Raw genomic sequence first — 18,725 nt, 5'->3', positions numbered from 1 at the left:
TGTTATGTTTGTGGTTTTCCTTGTTTGGTTGTTTTGTCTTCCTTCTCAATTATTTAAAACACCCACCTCAACCGTTGTTGAAAGTCGGGAAGGAATTATGATGGGCGCTCGTATTGCCGATGACGGACAATGGCGATTCCCACAGCTGGATTCGGTACCTCATAGATTTGAGCAATCCATTTTATATTTTGAAGATGAATATTTTTACAGTCATCCAGGTTTTAATCCGGTGTCCATTACAAAAGCGCTTTGGCAAAATATCACGACCGATTCCCGTCGTGGCGGAAGTACACTCACCCAACAAGTAATCAGGCTTTCCCGTAAAAACCAAAAACGAACGTATTTTGAAAAATTGATTGAGATTTTCCAAGCTACCAGATTGGAAGCGGGAAATTCAAAAGATGAAATTTTAAATTTATATGTTTCGCATGCGCCTTTTGGCGGTAATGTGGTAGGGTTGGAAACCGCATCATGGCGGTATTTTGGCATTCCAGCCAGTGAATTGAGTTGGGGACAATCGGCTGCATTAGCAGTTTTACCTAATGCCCCGGCTTTGATTTTTCCAGGTAAAAATGAACCTATTTTAAAACAGAAACGTGATCGATTGTTATTAAAATTATTTCAGAAAAATGTAATCGATAAAACGACATATGAATTGGCAATCGCCGAACGATTACCCGGTAAACCGATGCCGCTTCCTGAAATTGCCCCTCATTTAACCGAAAAATCCCGGATTGAATATCCCGGTGAACGCATACAAACCACAATAGATCTTTCACTGCAACAAAAAACCAATCGCATTGTAAAAGAGCATCATTTTCAACTAAAGCAAAATCAGATTCATAATCTCTCGGTGTTGATTTTAGATGTAAATACACGTGAAGTGATGGCGTATGTTGGCAACGCTCCCACTACTCTTGATCACAATAATTATGTTGATATTATAGACAAAAATCGAAGCACCGGAAGTGTATTGAAACCTTTTTTATATTCTGCATTACTAGATGGTGGCGAGTTATTACCAAATATGCTAGTAGCCGATGTCCCAACCACAGTAAACGGCTATAGCCCTGAAAATTTTGACAATTCCTTTAACGGTGCTGTTCCTGCTAGTGTAGCTTTGTCGCGCTCCTTGAATGTCCCCGCCGTGCGTATGCTTCAGGAATATGGATTACAACGGTTTTACAATCGGCTGCACGACGTTAAATTAAGCAGCATGGATCATCCTGCCGATTACTACGGTTTATCCTTGATTCTTGGAGGAGCGGAAAGTTCCTTGTGGCAAGTTACAAATGCATATGCGGGGCTTGCTTCGACTTTGAATTATTTTAATCACTCGTCCAGCGAATACCGTCCCAATGAGTTTACCGAGCCCACTTATGTGAAAAATAAAAAAGTTGATTTTGGAAAAAAACAGGCGAATCCTTCTGCTTTTAATGCGGGTGCTATTTATGAAGCTTTTACTGCTATGAAGGAGGTGAATCGTCCACAAGGGGAGGAAAACTGGAGTTTTTTCAGTAATTCGCAGGCTATCGCATGGAAAACGGGAACTAGTTTTGGTTTTAAAGATGCGTGGGCCGTTGGCGTTACCCCAAAATATGCCATAGGGGTTTGGGTAGGCAATGCCGATGGAGAAGGTCGTCCAGGTTTAACTGGAATTGAAGCCGCAGCACCTGTTTTGTTTGATGTCTTAGATGTGTTGCCCACTACTTCAGAGTGGTTTGCAACGCCATATGATGAACTAACTGAAGCTGAAATATGCCAAAAAAGTGGCCATTTAGCCAATGTGTTTTGTGAAGAAACTATTTTGGAATTTATTCCAAAGAACGGTGTGAAAACCGACCCTTGTCCGTACCATCAAAAAGTATTTTTAAATGCTTCAGAAACAGCACGCGTAAATTCATCTTGTTATGAATTGTCTGAAATGAAACAAAAGAGTTGGTTTGCCCTTCCGCCTGTAATGGAATATTACTACGCACCCTTGCACCCTGAATACAAACCGTTGCCACCTTTTAAAAATGGTTGTATGCAAGAAGGCGAAAAATTGATGGAGTTTATAGTTCCGAAGAAAAACGAAACCATTTTATTAGCAAAAGATTTTAATGAAGCTACACAAGAATTAATCTTCAAGCTTGCACACCGCGATCCAGAACGGACCGTCTATTGGTATCTTGATTCAAATTACATAGGTTCAACCGAAACCTTTCATGAGATTTCCGTTTTAATAAAACCGGGTGCTTATCTATTGACTGCCACCGATGCCCAAGGAAATGAAGTGAAGCAACAGATAAAAGTGGCCTCAGCAGCTAATTAATGGGTGTATTTTCTTCTTTAATTTCATTTAACAAAAGTTTAGCATGTGGTTAGTTCGGTAGTTTCCGAACCAATACTATCTTTGCTGAAAATTATTTTAATGCAAAATATTTCAGAAGAAAAATGTAAGCTCGTTGAAGAGTTAGGTTTAAACTTTGAAGAAAAGCACAGCCTACCCCCTCTTGCAGGAAGGATATATGCTTTTATGATTCTTTCCAGCATGGAAGGTCACAGTTTTGAAGACATTATAGAAATAACGTGTGCAAGTAAAAGTTCTGTATCTACCAATCTTAATTTGTTGGTCCAGTTAAAATTTATCGAATATTTCACAAAAACAGGAGATCGGAAACGTTATTTCAAAACAACTAAAAATTATTTAAGAATTACCTTAGAAGAGTACCACGAGTCCATAGATAAAGAACTGAAGTTAGTAAAAAAAGTAAATACCTTTAACAAGAAACACAATCCTGAAAAATTTAAAAAAAATAAAAATCTTGGCCTCATATTTCAAGAATATTTAACCACACAAAAAGAAAATTTAGAAACTACCATTCAAAAGATGATCGCGTTTAAAAACGAATTTGATCAACTGTAAATTTAACTAGCTATGAAAAAAACGCAATTATTAATCTTGCTCTTTATATCATCTCTTGCACTAATATCCTGCGGGAATGACAAGAAACAACAAGCGCAGGCAGCACAAGGTCCGAAGCCTTTTCCTGTAGTAGAAGTTCCCACCAAAACCGTTACTGCTTATAAGGCCTACCCTACCAGTATTGAAGGTGTAGTAAACAGTGAAGTGCGCCCTAAAGTTTCAGGATATATTACAGATGTTTTAGTCGATGAAGGAGAAGCCGTAAAAAGAGGGCAGCTATTGTTTAAGCTGGAAACGCAGTCTTTAACCCAAGATGCGGCAGCAGCAAAAGCCAACGTAAATGCAGCGCAGGTTGAAGTAGACAAACTAAAACCTTTAGTGGAAAAAAACATTATCAGTAACGTACAACTAGAGACAGCTAAAGCAAAATTGGCGCAGGCGAAAAGCGGTTACAACAGCATCGCAGCTAATATTGGGTATGCCAATGTTAAAAGTCCTGTTGATGGTGTTGTAGGTTCTATAAACTTCAGAAAAGGAGCGTTGGTTAGTGGGCAAGATCAAATGCCTTTGACGCGTGTTTCGTCTATAGAAAATGTGTACGCTTATTTTTCTATGAATGAAAAAGACTTTTTAAGTTTTATGAATAACGCTGAAGGAAATTCTATGGAAGATAGAATTAAAAACCTACCGAAGGTAAAGTTGATTTTAGCCAACGGACAAGAATATGAAAAGGAAGGAGCCATTGAAACCATTTCAGGCGAAATAGACCAACAGACTGGAACAGTGACCTTTCGAGCAAAATTTGACAATACTTCTGGTTTACTGCGTAATGGAAGCAGTGGTACCATTAAAGTTCCAGAAATATATGAAGATGCATTAATTGTCCCAGCACTTTCCACATATGAGCAGCAAGGAAAAACATTTGTTTATAAAGTAGTGAACGACTCGTTAGTAGCTTCTTCTCTTACTGTTCTTGCCGAAGTAAACAAAGTATATGTAGTAAAAGACGGGGTGGAAAAAGGATCTATTATTTTGGCTAAAGGGGCTAATAAAGTAAAGCCTGGAGCTAAGATTAAGCCACAAACCACTTCCATGGACAGTATCGTAAACTCATTCAACACAGTTTTTAAATAAAAAGCTATGCTAAAAACATTTATAGAACGCCCGGTACTATCTACCGTTATATCCATCATTATCGTGATTTTGGGTATATTGGGGCTCACGCAATTGCCCGTAACCCAATATCCTGATATTGCGCCACCTACTGTGCAGGTAAATGCTTCCTATCCCGGAGCCAACGCCGAAACAATACTGGAAAGTGTCATTGTTCCTATTGAAGAACAAATTAACGGTGTGGAAGGAATGACCTATATAACTTCCAGTGCAAGTAATAATGGTAGTGCGAGTATTTCAGTATTTTTTGAACAAGGATACGATCCAGATATCGCTGCCGTAAACGTTCAAAACAGAGTATCTCGTGCAAATTCCGTTTTACCTGCCGAAGTAATCCGTTCAGGAGTAACTACTACGAAAAAGCAAAACTCAGCACTATTATACGCTGGGTTATACTCGACTAATCCCGATTATGACGATACGTTTGTTCAAAACTATCTGAATATTAATGTAAAACCCGAACTGCAACGTATTAATGGTGTGGGTGAGGTAAATGTCTTTGGTGGAAAAGATTACGCTATGCGCGTTTGGTTAGACCCTGCTAAAATGGCAAACTACGGATTAGTGCCCACCGATGTTACCAATGCTATTGGCGAACAAAGTTTAGAAGCTGCAGCGGGATCGTTAGGACAAAACGCTGGGGAGTCTTTTGAGTATGTTCTGAAATATAAAGGCCGTTACAAAACAGCCGAAGAATATGAAAATATCATAATAAAATCGCAAGGTAACGGTCAGTTTTTACGAGTAAAAGATGTCGGGACGGTAGAATTAGATGCTTTCTCGTATTCATCGTTATCACGCTCTAAAGGAAATCCAGCGATTAGTTTTGGTATTTTCCAAACACCTGGATCGAATGCACAGGAAATTATTGAAGAAATCTATACTAAACTGGACGACTTAAAAGAAGATTTTCCAGAAGGTGTGGATTACATTGTTAATTATGACACCAATAAATTCTTAACCGCATCTATAGGAAAAGTAAAAACCACATTAATTGAAGCCTTTTTACTAGTCTTCTTGGTAGTGTTTATTTTCCTCCAGGATTTAAAATCTACCCTTATACCTGCTATTGCAGTACCGGTATCTATTATAGGTACGTTTTTCTTTTTAGGAGTTTTAGGATACTCCATTAACTTACTTACATTATTCGCATTGGTATTGGCCATTGGTATTGTGGTAGATGATGCCATTGTGGTGGTGGAAGCCGTCCATGCAAAACTGGAAGACGGTGCCGAAAGTGCTAAAAAAGCATCTGTGTCTGCCATGAGTGAAATAGGTGGAGCCATTGTATCCATAACCTTGGTAATGGCTGCAGTTTTCGTTCCTATTACCTTTATTCAAGGACCCTCTGGAGTGTTTTACGAGCAATTTGGTGTTACCCTGATTGTAGCCATATTAATTTCAGCATTAAACGCTTTAACACTTAGCCCAGCATTATGTGCGGTGTTTTTAAAGCCTCATACTGAAAAAGACAAAAAGAAAAATTTATTACAACGATTTTATACAGCATTTAATGTTGCTTTTAAAACCACCACTAAAAAATACACCAATTCCTTAGGGTTTTTGATAAAACATAAGTGGATTACCTTTTTAGTTTTAGTACTTGCTGGAGCAGCAATTTTCTGGGCAGACAGCACCATTCCAACAGGATTTGTACCTACAGAAGACAGAGGTGTTATTTTCGTAAATGCTGAATTGCCTCCAGGTTCTTCTCTAGACCGTTCGTATGAAGTTTCAGAAACGTTATATGGACAAATGCAGAGCGTGGAAGGAATTAGAACGGCAACTGTAATTGCAGGACGAAACTTCTTCTCTGGGGCTGGTAGTTCAAACGCAATGGGCTTTATCATTCTTGAAGATTGGGAAGATCGGGAAACTGATGAAACTTCAGTAGATGGGATTATTGCTCAACTAAACAAAAAGGCGGCGGCTATTAGCGATGCCAATATTATTTATTTTACGCCTTCCAGTGTTCCCGGTTTTGGTAGCGCCGATGGGTTTGAAGTACAGTTAATAGACCGTACTTCAGGAGAATTAAAAGCCTTAGATGAAACTGCCAATCAATTTGTGGGTGGTCTTTTTCAACGTCCAGAAATTGCATTTGCTTCCAATCCTTTTAGTACTAATTATCCGCAATTGCAAATGGACATCAATGTTCCAAAAGCGAAAGAAGCGGGGGTGACCATTAGTGATATATTGGGAACGTTGCAAGGGTATGTAGGAGGGGTTTATACTGCCAACTTTAGCCGTTTTGGAAAACAATTTAGAGTATTTGTACAAGCCTTACCTGAAGATCGGGTAGACCAACAAAGCTTAAACAGCATGTTTTTGAAAACGCCTAGTGGCGAAATGGCACCCGTTTCACAGTTTGTAACTTTAAATAGAATATATGGTCCACAAACAGTAACCCGTTTTAATTTATTCAACTCTGTTGCTTTAAATGGGTCGGCTGCACCTGGTTATAGTTCAGGAGATGCTATTACTGCCATTGAAGAAGTTGCCGAGCAAAATCTTCCTAATGAGTATGATATCGCCTTCTCTGGACTTACAAGAGAAGAAATTGCTTCTTCTGGTCAAGCAGGCATCATATTCTTATTGAGTATCATTTTTGTGTACTTTTTATTAGCGGCACAATATGAAAGTTATCTGCTACCATTTTCAGTAATTCTTTCGCTACCTATTGGTGTAGCAGGAGCCTATTTTACAACTTGGATGGCAGGATTGGAAAATAACATTTACTTCCAGATTGCCTTGATTATGTTAATTGGCTTGTTGGCTAAAAATGCCATATTAATAGTCGAATTTGCCATACAGCGACGTAAGGAAGGAATGTCCTTGACAGATGCAGCCATTGACGGAGCAAGAGTGCGCTTACGCCCTATTTTAATGACCTCTTTCGCCTTTATTTTAGGACTAATGCCATTAGTGTTGGCAAGCGGTGTTGGGGCCGAAGGAAACCGATCTATTGGTACTGGGGCCGCTGGAGGACTGTTAATAGGAACTATTATAGGCGTATTTATAATACCTATACTGTTTATCATGTTCCAATGGTTACAAGAAAAAGTTAGTAAAAAACCGGAAGCCGTAGAAGCCAACTAATACTGAAAATTGAAAAAATGAAACGATTTAAAATATATAAAATAGCTACGGTAGGATTGGTTTTCTTAACACTACAATCTTGCTTTGTAGCTAAAGAGTACAACAGACCGGAAACCGTTGTAGAAACTGAATATTATCGAACGGATAAACTACCTCAAGACAGTTTATCCATGGCTTCAGTTTCTTGGAAAGAGTTGTTTACCGATGCACAACTTCAAAGTTATATTGAAGAAGGGCTTCAGAACAACATTGACATTCGTATAGCCATTCAGCAAATCTCGGCTGCCGAAGCATATTTAAAACAAGGAAAAGCAGGTTATTTCCCTACTTTAAATGGAAATGCTACGTATACCCGACAGGAACTTTCAGAAAACAGTCAGTTTGGAAGCCAATTTTCTACCTTAGATCAATATCAGTTAAGCGGTGGTCTTTCCTGGGAAGCTGATATTTGGGGGAAAATACGCAGTAACAAACGAGCTTTTCAAGCTTCCTACTTACAAACCGTTGCTGCTCACAAAGCTGTTAAAAGTAGATTGGTGGCGAATATTGCATCTACGTATTATCAATTATTGGCATTGGATGAGCAAATAAAAATTACAGAAGAAACCATCAAAACCCGAACCAATAGTTTAGAAACAACGGAGGCGTTAAAAGAAGCTGGTAATGTGACCGAAGTAGGCGTTAAGCAAACGGAAGCACAGTTATACACCGCACAAGCCATACTAATTGATTTGAAAAATGAAGCCCGACTGTTAGAGAATAGCATGTCTATTTTATTAGGAAGTCCTATGAAGGATATTACTCGGGGTGCATTGGAAAACCAAGAAATAAATACGCATTTAAAAACGGGCGTTCCTGCTCAGCTTTTACGTAATCGCCCCGATGTAATTGCCGCAGAGTATAACCTAGTCAATGCATTTGAATTAACAAACGTAGCAAGAAGTAGTTTTTACCCTTCACTTACGCTAACAGCAACCGGAGGATTGCAGAGTTTGGATATAGACGATTTATTCAGTGCTAGCTCGTTGTTTGCAACCATAACGGGAGGCCTAGTGCAACCTATTATTAATGGACGAAAAATACGAACTCAATACGAAGTATCACAAGCGCTGCAAGAGCAAGCAAGATTGGATTTTAAGTTTGCCATTTTAAATGCCGGAAAAGAAGTTTCAGATGCGATGTATTCGTATGAAGCTGCTACCGATAAAATTGAAGTAAAAGAAAAAGAAAATGAAGCCTATTCTTTAGCTACCGATTATTCCCAAGAGTTATTGGATAATGGGTTGGCAAACTACTTAGAAGTTTTAACTGCCCGTGAAAATGCGTTAAGTTCAAGTTTAGATTTAGTAGGTGCAAAAAATAGCCAGTTACAAGCTATCGTTGACTTGTATGAAGCCTTAGGTGGCGGTTGGCAATAAAAATCATAGTTTTCATGATTGGTTGATTGTTGATTCCTGCCCTGTAGCGATGCAGGGCGGGAATTTTTTTAGAAGATAGTATGCAAGACGACAACAAAAAAATTATAATTAAAACATTAGAACTTTTTAAAAAGTACGGTGTTAAAAGCGTTTCTATGGATGATATTGCTAAAGCATTAGCCGTATCAAAGAAAACATTGTACACATATTTTGATAGTAAAGACCTGCTTATTAAAGATACTATCTGTTATGTTTTCACGGAACATTTCAGCAAAATAGATCGTATATTAGAAAAAGACCTTTCCCCACTTCAAAAAATCATTCTTATTTATCGTTACGGAATTAACCAAATGGTTTCTTACGATCCCGCTTTTTATTTTGAGCTAAAAAAATATCATATTTCGGCACACAAACATTATGAAAAATATAAAAATGAGATAATTTTTGAAACAATTTTAGGCTTATTGAAGGAAGCACAAGAAGTAAACGAAATCAGGCAAGATCTAAACCTGAACCTTTTTTGTGAAATACACTTATTTAAAATTGATGAAATTCTGGCCGATCCTGAATTCAACACCCAATATTCCACGCAGCAAATGCTAAACCACTTGGTGGTTTATAATTTACGAGGTATTGTCATTGATGCTTCGTTGATAGATTAATTAGCGTAACGAAAACCCTTTTGCTGCCCACCACGGGTGTATTTCAATGGCTAAACGACCTGCTTGTACCATAGGGTCCATATTAGCCAAACTATCTGCCATTTGTTGTGTAGGTACGTTGTAAATGGTAATCCCGCGAATATCTCCATCATCCCCAAAAGGACCTGAAATGTCGGCAAAGCCTTGTTCATACATGCTGCCTAAATGTGCTAAATGCAGTTTTTGCAAACTATCTGCCTCAGCTTTATTTTGCGATCTATTGGTGCCTTGCTTTAAAAAAGCAATGAAATATTGTTGCATCAATACCGTATCGCCGGTTTTTTCATCTACATAGTCAAAAATCTGGTAGCCTTTATCGGTCAGTTCTTTTTTAAGTTGTGCAGCTGATTCTTTTTCAGTTTCCAATGCTTGCTCTTTTTCCTCAACAAAAGTGTTTGTTTCTTCTTTTTCTTGAGGATTATTGCAGCTAAAAAGTACTGCCAACATACAAAATAACTTAATTTTATTTTTCATGATTCCACGTTTTAAAAGGGTGCTTGCTTAGTTGCGAATTGTAATATTTTGTTTCTCCGGTAACCTCTTTTCCTATCCAATTGGGGATGGTGACCGTTTCCTGCTCTTCATGAAGTTCAACCTCAGCTACAATTAACCCTCTATTATTACCAAAAAATTCATCTATTTCAAAAATATGCTTTCCAGCTTTTACTTCATATCTTATTTTTTCAATACTTCCCGGTTCGCAAAGTTCTAATAACGATTCAGCCTCTTCTTCAGTAATTTGCTTTTCCCACTCAAAACGGCTGGCTCCGCTTTCGTTTCCAATGCCTTTTACGGTAATAAATCCTTCGGTGCCTTTTATTCTCACACGCACTGTCCGTTCGGGATGTGTATTTAAAAATCCTTGTACGATTCTCGTTTTTTTAAACGCGTGTTCTTTAAAAGCTTCGGAAGTCACTAAAAATTTCCGTTCTATTTCAATCATACTGTTGCTATCTTTTTAATTTCATCTGAAGGGATTCTCGTTTTAGCATAGGGTTTATATAGTAAATTTTGCATGGCTTTTGCAATGGTTTCTGGTTCAATCATTTTATATTTCTTAGGAATTAAAAAACTGAAGGTTTTAGCAAAAAACTGCGCAATCGACTCTCCCGTTCTGTTTTCATTTCGGTCACCACCTATTAATGACGGCTGCAAGATATAGGTTTCTGAAATATTCTGCTGCAACACATCGCGCTCCATTTCACCTTTTACTTTGTTATAAAATACGCTACTATCTGGGTTTGATCCTAAAGCTGAAATTACAACAAATTTTTTAATAGAATTTTGCTTGGCAAGTTTTGCCGCCGCTACCGGAATACCATAATCTATCTTTTTATACGTTTCCTTATCCGGTGTTTTTGATTTTGTGGTGCCAATGCAACAAAAAACAACATCCCCGGTAAAACGTTCCGTTTCTTTTTCCAATTGAAACATATCAATTAGATATTCTTCAACTTTAGGGCTTTTTATGTTACTTGAACTACGTGAGAACAATTTTATGGTCGAAATTGAATCGTCATCAAGTAACTGCTGAAGCAACATACTTCCAGTTAAACCAGTTGCTCCTAAAATAATCGCTGTTTTGCTCATCATTATGCCCGCAAACGGGTTTTTTTAATTAGTAGTTAACCAAAATTTTCTGTTTAATAATTGAAACTCTTAGAGATTTGGTTGCTATAAAGATATTAAATTTACACTATGGAAGAAGGGCTGCCCATTCGTAAAATAATTCACGTAGATATGGATGCGTTTTATGCTTCAGTAGAACAGCTGGACGATCCCGAATTACGAGGAAAGGCTATAGCTGTGGGCGGAAGCAGTAAACGTGGGGTCGTTAGTGCTGCAAGTTATGAAGCGCGAAAATTTGGGGTGCGATCGGCAATGAGCAGTGTAACGGCAAAGCGCCTTTGTCCCCATCTAATTTTTGTAAAAAGTAATTTTGATCGCTATCGGGAAGTTTCGCAACAAATCCGGAAGATCTTTCATGAATATACCGATTTAGTGGAACCATTATCGTTAGATGAAGCGTATTTAGATGTTTCAGAAAATAAAAAAGGAAATCCTAGTGCGACCTTAATTGCGAAAGAAATTAGGCAGAAAATTAAAGAGAAAACCGGCCTGAATGCTTCCGCAGGGATTTCCATTAATAAGTTTATTGCCAAGGTTGCGAGTGACATCAACAAACCCAATGGGCAAAAAACTGTACCGCCCGAAGAGGTTTTAGATTTTTTAGAAAAACTCGACATTAAAAAGTTTTACGGTGTTGGGAAAGTGACCAAAGAAAAAATGTATCGCCACGGAATTTATACAGGGGAAGATTTAAAATCCAAATCGTTAGAGTATTTACAGGAACACTTCGGAAAAAGTGGTGGCTATTATTACCACGTGGTTCGCGGAATCCATAACAGCGCCGTAAAACCAACCAGAACGAGAAAATCATTAGCTGCCGAGCGGACTTTTTCAGAAAATATTTCTTCGGAAGTCTATATGTTGGAACGTCTTGAAACCATTGCCGAAGAAGTAGAACGACGCCTCACAAAAAGCAATGTGGCAGGAAAAACGATTACCCTTAAAATTAAGTATAGCGATTTTACGTTACAAACTAGAAGCAAGACGTTACCGTTTTATATTTCAAGCAAGTCATTAATGCTAGAAGCTGTTAAAGATTTGTTATTTCAAGAGAAAATGAAAAATTCGGTGCGATTATTGGGGATTTCTTTATCGAACCTCAACAATGAAAAAAAGGAGCAACAGCCCGAACCTGAGGAAAGTATAGACGTTCAACTTAAACTTGATTTTTAAAACATGCAATAAAACTACTTGAATCTAATTAGTAATTCCAAAACCCATCTATTATGAAAAAAGTAGCTTATTCTTTGCTTGTTTTTACCGTGATCATTTCAGTATTATCCTGTAAAAATGAAACGAAATCAAATGAATCTTCAGAAATTTCAGAAGAAACCAACGAACTTGCCCTTGCTGAAAAAGAAACCGAAACCACGCCAGATTTTCTCTACGTAACTGCTTCAAGCGGACTCACATTACGAGAACACAATAACCTAAACAGTGAAAAATTAGGGGTGATGCCGTACGGAACAAAAATTAAAGTAATTGCCCCAGAAGATGAAGAGACGATGACTATTGGCGGTATTAGAGGCGCGATGCATCAAATTGAATACAATCAGAAAACCGGTTATGCTTTTAACGGATATCTTTCCAGATTTTTTCCTCCGGAAGAAGACATAAAAGCTAAAATTTACGCTGATGATTTAAAAGGACAGTTCCCAGGAGTTTCATTTACAGAAACCAGCGGCGGAACGGCTAGTAAACCTACAAACACTGAAACATTAGTACTCCCAACAGACAAGTGGCACGAAGTATTCTATATTGCAGCCGAGTTGTTCGATATTCCGAAGAGTTTTGCATACCCCAACCCAAAAGGAAGCAATGAAGAAACCGTTAAAGAAAAAGACCCTAAAAGCGGAACTTGGACAAGCCAGTTAACCGTGAATAGAAAAAATAATAATTTAGAAAAAATAAATTACGACTACCGAACTGAAGGCTATGGCTATTCTGTAGACATTCTCCAAGAAGGAAATAAAATGAAATTAGAACGCACTGAAATGGCGGATTAAAAATTTATTAAAATTGAAAAAGCCGAGTTAAAAACTCGGCTTTTTTTATTTAATCAATGATACTCTTAACGTATTTACCATTCCTTTATCAGCAATGGGCATTGCCGCAAGATTTATCAAGTAGTCACCTTTTGTTACGTACCCTTGATTTTGGGCAATTTTGTTTACATCGTCAACCGTTTCATCCGTGCTTACAAATTTGTCATAGTAAAAGGCTTTAACACCCCACAGTAAATTTAACCGTGACAAAATACGTTTGTTGGAAGTAAACGCCAAAATATTCGCGTCTGGTCGCCATGCCGAAATTTGAAAGGCTGTATAACCACTGTTAGTCAAAGTACAAATTGCGGTCGCATCAATTTCGTTCGCCATGGTTGCTGCATGGTAACAAACCGATTTAGTAATATAACGATTGGTTCTAATTTGTGGTGGCTCGTGAGGTACAGCAATTAGGTTAGAGTTTTCTACACTTCTACAAATATTGGCCATGGTTTTAATCACTTCTACCGGATATTTACCAACCGAAGTTTCACCACTCAGCATTACGGCATCCGCACCATCCATTACAGAGTTAGCGACGTCGTTTACTTCTGCCCGAGTGGGTGTTAATGAGGTGATCATTGTTTCCATCATTTGCGTAGCGATAATAACGGGAATCCGAGCTCGCTTAGCTGTTAATACTAATTCTTTTTGAATGAGTGGTACTTCTTCAGCTGGAACTTCTACTCCCAAATCGCCTCTAGCAACCATTAAACCGTCACAATAAGCAACAATTTTATCAATGTTTTGTACCGCTTCGGGCTTTTCTATTTTGGCTATAATCGGGATTTTGTAATCGCAATGTGCTTCAATAATAGCCTGCAATTCTTTTAAGTCTTCGGCGTGGCGCACAAACGAAAGTGCAATCCAATCTACCTCTTGTTGTACTGCAAAAATGGCGTCTTTTTTGTCCTTTTCGGTAAGTGCTGGTAAAGAAATGTTAGTGTTAGGTAGGTTTACCCCTTTGCGAGAACGCAATGGCCCGCCTTGAATAACTTTGGTTTTCACTTCATCTTTGCCATTGGTTTCAAGTACTTCAAACATTAATTTACCGTCGTCCAATAAAATTCGTTCGCCCGCTTTTACATCTTTAGGGAAATTATCATAATTCATGTACACCTTTTTACTGGTGCCTTCAAACTCTTTTCCAGTACAGAAACTAAGCTTATCTCCTGGTTTAACCACCACTTCTTCTTTCATAATACCTACCCGTAATTTAGGGCCTTGTAAATCGCCCAGAATTGCAGGAGTAATACCTAATTGTTCCCCTAACTCTCGGATCATGATAATTCGCTTTTTTACGTCTTCGTATTTAGCGTGGGAAAAGTTGATACGAAAAACATCCACTCCTTCCAAAATCATTTTTTTTAAAACTTCTCTTTTGGTGGTCGATGGGCCTAAGGTGGCAACTATTTTGGTTCGTTTTAATTTCGGCATTAATTAAATATTAAATTGTTTTTAGACTTTATATGCTCACTATCTATAAGATAAGAAGAAATAATGGATTTTATTTTATTTACTTCTGAAAGTAGTGTGTTTATTGAAACCTGATCGTGCTCTGACGTGATTTTCAAAAAATAATCTACTTTTTTATACTCCGGAATTAAATAGGTGGTTACATATTCTTCCGAAGTATTTAACTCAAACAATCCTCCGCTAGCTGTTGTATGCGCAGTAGCAGATTTGCAGGTATTTGAAACGAGATTGTACACCGTGTAATTTGCAGTGTTTTCAAATTCAAACAACGGAAACTGAACTTCTAATCCATCTTTTGAAAATTCAAGATCTGTTCGTCGTCTTTTTAACCGTAATTGTAAGTATTTATTTAGATAGAACGCCATTTTATAGGGCTCTACAGCACAGTGAATGGCTAGTATCTGAAAATTTTCTCTAAAATCGTCTTCGAGCACTAATCTATGTTTACCCATAACGGATTTTAGCATAAAAATAAGGATACTTTAGGGAACTTTCGAACGGCTTAGTTTAATTCTTTGTCAATTTTTGACTGAAACTTATAATAGGCTCTTTTGGCGGCTCGTTCTTCAGCTTTCTTTTTTGACGTAGCCCTTGCTTTGGCTATTGTTTCGTTATCTAGTTGAAGTTTAACTGCAAAGTGTTTCAATTCATCTTTACCAGTATCTTCATAGATATTAAATTTAAAATGCTGTTTTGTTTTTTGGCACCATTCAATGAAAATACTTTTGTAGCTAATTATCTTACCTTCCAAGCGTTCAATATCAACATATGGTTTTATCACCCGTTTATAGATGAATTTTTCACAATACTTGTAGCCACGGTCTAAATAAATTGCACCTACCAAAGCTTCAAAGATATTGCCGTGAATATTCCCTCCAAATTGATCAGAAGAAACGGAGGATTTTAAAAACTTGATAAGGTTTAAATCCCGTCCTAATTCGTTCAAATGTTCGCGGCTTACTACTTTAGAGCGCATTTTGGTAAGATACCCTTCATCGCCTGAAGGCACTTTACTAAAAAGGTGGGCTGCAATCACTGAGCCTAGCATGGCATCGCCTAAAAACTCTAAGCGCTCGTAGTTTTGGGGTTGTCCTTCGTTGTTTTTCTCATGAAGGGATCTGTGGGTGAACGCTTCATTATAAATTGAAATATTCTTGGGTTTAAAGCCTAGAATTTTTTTCATCGCATAAAAAAAATCCCCGTCATTTGTGGTGCGGGAATTGAATATGTGTTTTATAGATGTCATCTAGTGTTTATGCGTCCAGTTTTTTGAACAGCACACAAGCGTTGTGTCCTCCAAAGCCAAAGGTATTGCTCATCGCTACTTTAATTTCGCGGTCTTGGGCTTTGTTAAGGGTAAGGTTAAGCGATGAGTTAATGTTCTCATCTGCTGTAGTATGATTAATAGTAGGTGGTACTACACTATTTTCCATGGCTAAAATAGAAGCTATCGCTTCAATTGCACCGGCGGCACCCAATAAGTGTCCGGTCATGGATTTGGTAGAATTTATATTAATGTCTTTAGCGTGTTCCCCAAATACTTTGGTGATCGCCTTCAGTTCGGCCACATCACCTAGTGGTGTTGAAGTTCCGTGTGTGTTAATGGCATCGACTTGATTAGGACTCATTCCTGCATCTCGCAGACAGTTAAGCATTACGCGCTCTACGCCAATACCATCTGGATGAGGAGCTGTCATATGGTAGGCATCACTAGACATCCCGCCACCAACAACTTCGGCATAGATTTTAGCTCCACGCTTTTTGGCATGTTCGTATTCTTCAAGAATCAATGCGCCAGCACCTTCTCCTAATACAAATCCGTCACGGGTTGCATCAAAAGGTCTTGATGCTGTTTCAGGGCTTTCATTTCGGGTTGAAAGGGCGTGCATAGCATTAAATCCTCCCATACCTGCTTTGGTTACTGCAGCTTCACTACCCCCAGTTACAATCACGTCACAATGCCCTAACCTAATGTAGTTTAAAGCATCAATCATTGCATTGGCGGAAGATGCACAAGCAGAGACCGTAGTATAGTTAGGCCCCATAAAGCCGTGTTTAATAGAAATATTACCAGGGGCAATATCTGCTATCATTTTAGGAATAAAGAAGGGGTTGAAACGTGGTGTTCCGTCCCCTTCTGCAAAATTTATTACCTCATTTTGAAAGGTTTCAAGTCCGCCAATACCAGCACCCCAAATAACACCTACGCGAAATTTATCAACTTCGTCTAGGTTTATTCCCGCATCTTTAATGGCCTCATCTGAAGAAACTAAAGCATATTGGGCAAAGCGATCCAGTTTTCTGGCTTCTTTCCTATCAAAAAAATCTTCTGGTTTAAAATCTTTTAGCTCACAAGCGAATTTAGTTTTGAACTTTTCAGCATCAAAATAAGTAATAGGGGCACAACCGCTCTTTCCATTGATTAATGCTTCCCAATACTCAGGAATAGTATTACCAATAGGCGTAAGTGCTCCAAGACCTGTAACTACAACTCGCTTAAGTTCCATAAAGGACTAAATTTATTTAGCTTCTTCTATATATGAAACTGCTTGACCTACTGTTGCAATGTTTTCAGCTTGATCATCTGGAATTTGGATATCAAATTCTTTTTCGAACTCCATAATAAGTTCAACTGTATCTAGGGAATCAGCTCCTAAGTCGTTTGTAAAGCTTGCTTCGTTAACAACTTCGTTCTCATCAACTCCTAGTTTGTCTACTATAATTGCTTTTACTCTTGATGCAATGTCTGACATAATCTTTGTTTTTAAAATTTAATTAAGTGGCAAAAATAAAATTTTTTAATTTAATACACCATTTTAAACATAAAATGTGAATACCAATTTAAACATTTTTGGGAGAAGTAAAACCCTATTACCTTACTTTTGTTATTTATTTTATATTACTTCTTGAAAACCTCATTATTATTTTGATGAAAAAACGCATTATCATATTCGCTTCCGGTAGTGGTACCAATACCGAAAATATAATAAAATATTTTAAACAATCTAATGTTGGTGAAGTTGTTCTTGTGTTGTCAAACAAGAAGAATGCCAAGGTGCTAGAAAAGGCTAAAAAACACAATATCAAATCGCTATACTTTAATAAGGAAAATTTATTTTCTGAAGATGGTATTTTAAAAACGCTCCAAGAAACCAAACCAGACTTAATTGTGTTAGCAGGATTCCTATGGAAGTTTCCTGAATTAATTTTAAAAGAATACCCTAACAAAGTAATAAATATCCATCCGGCTTTGCTTCCTAAATATGGCGGAAAAGGAATGTATGGGAATTATGTTCACGAAGCAATTATTGCAAATAAAGAACCTGAAACTGGTATTACAATTCATTATGTGAACGCAAATTATGATGAAGGTGCTATTATATTTCAAGAAAAAACGCCGCTTTCAGATAATGAAACACCAAAAACAGTTGCGGAAAAAGTGCATACATTAGAATATAAGCATTTCCCGAAAGTGATTGAACAAGTATTAATTGGAGAAGAAACTAACTGATGGCAAAGACCAAAAAATATTATGTAGTCTGGTTTGGAAACCCAGCAGGAATTTTTCACAGTTGGAAAGAATGCAAAAAAGCTATTACAGGAGTTACCGGTGCACAATACAAAAGCTTTGAAAGTTTAAAAGAAGCAAAAATTGCCTTCAGTAAAGAATATGCTGACTATAAAGGAAAAAATACCAAAAAGAAAAAAACACTCACCAAAGAGCAATTAGCCAAAATAGGCCAGCCAAACTTATATTCCATCGCTGTTGATGCGGCTTCTAGCGGCAACCCTGGGAAAATGGAATATCGCGGTGTAGATACGCAAACGCATAAGCAATTGTTTCATCAAGGGACATTTAAGCAAGGCACAAATAATGTGGGTGAGTTTTTAGCATTGGTTCACGGATTAGCCTATTTAAAAAAGATTAATAGCGACCGTATTATTTATACGGACAGCAAAATTGCGATGGGGTGGGTAAAACGAAAAAAATGCAACACTAAATTAAAGAAGTCTTCAAAAAATAAATCGTTATTTGAATTAATTGCCCGAGCCGAAACTTGGCTTAAAACAAACACTTATTCCACCAAAGTGGTTAAATGGGAAACCAAAGCGTGGGGCGAAATTCCAGCAGATTTTGGGAGGAAATAGGCTATTGTCGCAAATAAAACCTTTCCCATTTATATCTTTTTTAAATTAACATAATTTTTGTAGATTTATCCTACATTTTGGCTCCCTAAATTAATAACAAGCAATTTTTGGCTAACTAAAACTCTGT

Annotated in this window: 18 protein-coding genes; 10 read left to right on the top strand and 8 right to left on the bottom strand. The window is 37.6% G+C overall.

Going from position 1 to position 18,725, the window contains the following annotated elements; genetic code table 11:
• Nucleotides 1-4 precede the first annotated feature (4 nt).
• The 6 genes from pbpC to DZ858_RS04140 all read left to right on the top strand — a co-directional run bounded on the left by pbpC (nt 5) and on the right by DZ858_RS04140 (nt 9,260).
• On the top strand, nt 5-2,314 hold the full coding sequence (gene pbpC / locus DZ858_RS04165; protein ID WP_117159512.1) for a penicillin-binding protein 1C: 2,310 nt from the start codon (nt 5-7) through the stop codon (nt 2,312-2,314).
• 99 nt (nt 2,315-2,413) lie between these two features.
• Nucleotides 2,414-2,908, top strand: a complete 495-nt coding sequence (locus tag DZ858_RS04160; RefSeq protein ID WP_117158270.1) for a GbsR/MarR family transcriptional regulator — start codon at nt 2,414-2,416, stop codon at nt 2,906-2,908.
• 12 nt (nt 2,909-2,920) lie between these two features.
• A complete protein-coding gene (locus DZ858_RS04155; protein ID WP_117158269.1) occupies nt 2,921-4,042 on the top strand; it encodes an efflux RND transporter periplasmic adaptor subunit in 1,122 nt (373 codons plus the stop codon).
• Between the two features lie 6 nt (nt 4,043-4,048).
• Nucleotides 4,049-7,180, top strand: a complete 3,132-nt coding sequence (locus tag DZ858_RS04150) for an efflux RND transporter permease subunit (RefSeq protein WP_117158268.1) — start codon at nt 4,049-4,051, stop codon at nt 7,178-7,180.
• A 17-nt stretch (nt 7,181-7,197) separates the two neighbouring features.
• Nucleotides 7,198-8,598, top strand: coding sequence for an efflux transporter outer membrane subunit (locus tag DZ858_RS04145; RefSeq protein WP_117158267.1), 1,401 nt, complete (start codon nt 7,198-7,200; stop codon nt 8,596-8,598).
• A gap of 80 nt (nt 8,599-8,678) precedes the next feature.
• Complete coding sequence (locus DZ858_RS04140; RefSeq protein ID WP_117158266.1) at nt 8,679-9,260, top strand: TetR/AcrR family transcriptional regulator; 582 nt, start codon at nt 8,679-8,681, stop codon at nt 9,258-9,260.
• Here the strand turns inward: DZ858_RS04140 and DZ858_RS04135 are convergent, their stop codons facing one another.
• The 3 genes from DZ858_RS04135 to DZ858_RS04125 are packed head-to-tail and all read right to left on the bottom strand — an operon-like array spanning nt 9,261 to nt 10,892.
• The gene (locus tag DZ858_RS04135; protein WP_239990715.1) at nt 9,261-9,773 is read right to left on the bottom strand and encodes a YciI family protein; all 513 of its coding nucleotides are present in this window, start codon (nt 9,771-9,773) and stop codon (nt 9,261-9,263) included.
• Entirely contained in the window at nt 9,763-10,242 is a 480-nt protein-coding gene (locus DZ858_RS04130; RefSeq protein WP_117158265.1) for a CYTH domain-containing protein, read from the bottom strand. Before DZ858_RS04130 ends, DZ858_RS04135 begins: the two co-directional genes overlap by 11 nt.
• Nucleotides 10,239-10,892, bottom strand: a complete 654-nt coding sequence (locus DZ858_RS04125; protein ID WP_317124714.1) for an NAD(P)H-binding protein — start codon at nt 10,890-10,892, stop codon at nt 10,239-10,241. The genes DZ858_RS04130 and DZ858_RS04125 overlap by 4 nt, the downstream gene beginning before the upstream one ends.
• A 105-nt stretch (nt 10,893-10,997) precedes the next feature.
• Here DZ858_RS04125 and dinB point away from each other — a divergent pair, with 105 nt between their 5' ends.
• Nucleotides 10,998-12,101, top strand: a complete 1,104-nt coding sequence (dinB, locus tag DZ858_RS04120) for a DNA polymerase IV (RefSeq protein ID WP_117158263.1) — start codon at nt 10,998-11,000, stop codon at nt 12,099-12,101.
• A gap of 53 nt (nt 12,102-12,154) precedes the next feature.
• Nucleotides 12,155-12,934 (top strand): SH3 domain-containing protein, encoded by a 780-nt coding sequence (locus DZ858_RS04115; protein ID WP_117158262.1) that lies wholly within the window; start codon nt 12,155-12,157, stop codon nt 12,932-12,934.
• Nucleotides 12,935-12,979: 45 nt separating this feature from the next.
• On the opposite strand, the gene pyk is transcribed toward DZ858_RS04115, so the two are convergent.
• The 5 genes from pyk to DZ858_RS04090 are packed head-to-tail and all read right to left on the bottom strand — an operon-like array spanning nt 12,980 to nt 17,202.
• Nucleotides 12,980-14,410 (bottom strand): pyruvate kinase, encoded by a 1,431-nt coding sequence (pyk, locus tag DZ858_RS04110; protein ID WP_117158261.1) that lies wholly within the window; start codon nt 14,408-14,410, stop codon nt 12,980-12,982.
• Nucleotides 14,410-14,916 (bottom strand): IPExxxVDY family protein, encoded by a 507-nt coding sequence (locus DZ858_RS04105; RefSeq protein WP_117158260.1) that lies wholly within the window; start codon nt 14,914-14,916, stop codon nt 14,410-14,412. Before DZ858_RS04105 ends, pyk begins: the two co-directional genes overlap by 1 nt.
• A gap of 35 nt (nt 14,917-14,951) precedes the next feature.
• A complete protein-coding gene (gene rnc / locus DZ858_RS04100) occupies nt 14,952-15,695 on the bottom strand; it encodes a ribonuclease III (protein WP_117158259.1) in 744 nt (247 codons plus the stop codon).
• Between the two features lie 7 nt (nt 15,696-15,702).
• A complete protein-coding gene (gene fabF, locus DZ858_RS04095) occupies nt 15,703-16,956 on the bottom strand; it encodes a beta-ketoacyl-ACP synthase II (RefSeq protein ID WP_117158258.1) in 1,254 nt (417 codons plus the stop codon).
• Nucleotides 16,957-16,968: 12 nt separating this feature from the next.
• On the bottom strand, nt 16,969-17,202 hold the full coding sequence (locus tag DZ858_RS04090; RefSeq protein WP_068590783.1) for an acyl carrier protein: 234 nt from the start codon (nt 17,200-17,202) through the stop codon (nt 16,969-16,971).
• Nucleotides 17,203-17,378: 176 nt separating this feature from the next.
• Between DZ858_RS04090 and purN the strand changes: the two genes are divergently transcribed.
• Both purN and DZ858_RS04080 read left to right on the top strand, forming a co-directional pair.
• Nucleotides 17,379-17,960: a phosphoribosylglycinamide formyltransferase gene (purN, locus tag DZ858_RS04085; RefSeq protein ID WP_117159510.1), complete on the top strand. Its 582-nt coding sequence runs from the start codon at nt 17,379-17,381 to the stop codon at nt 17,958-17,960.
• On the top strand, nt 17,960-18,598 hold the full coding sequence (locus DZ858_RS04080; RefSeq protein ID WP_117158257.1) for a ribonuclease H1 domain-containing protein: 639 nt from the start codon (nt 17,960-17,962) through the stop codon (nt 18,596-18,598). The genes purN and DZ858_RS04080 overlap by 1 nt, the downstream gene beginning before the upstream one ends.
• Nucleotides 18,599-18,725: the final 127 nt, after the last annotated feature.

Source organism: Marixanthomonas ophiurae (assembly GCF_003413745.1).
Classification (GTDB): Bacteria; Bacteroidota; Bacteroidia; order Flavobacteriales; family Flavobacteriaceae; genus Marixanthomonas; species Marixanthomonas ophiurae.
This window is presented reverse-complemented; position numbering and strand designations above follow the sequence as displayed.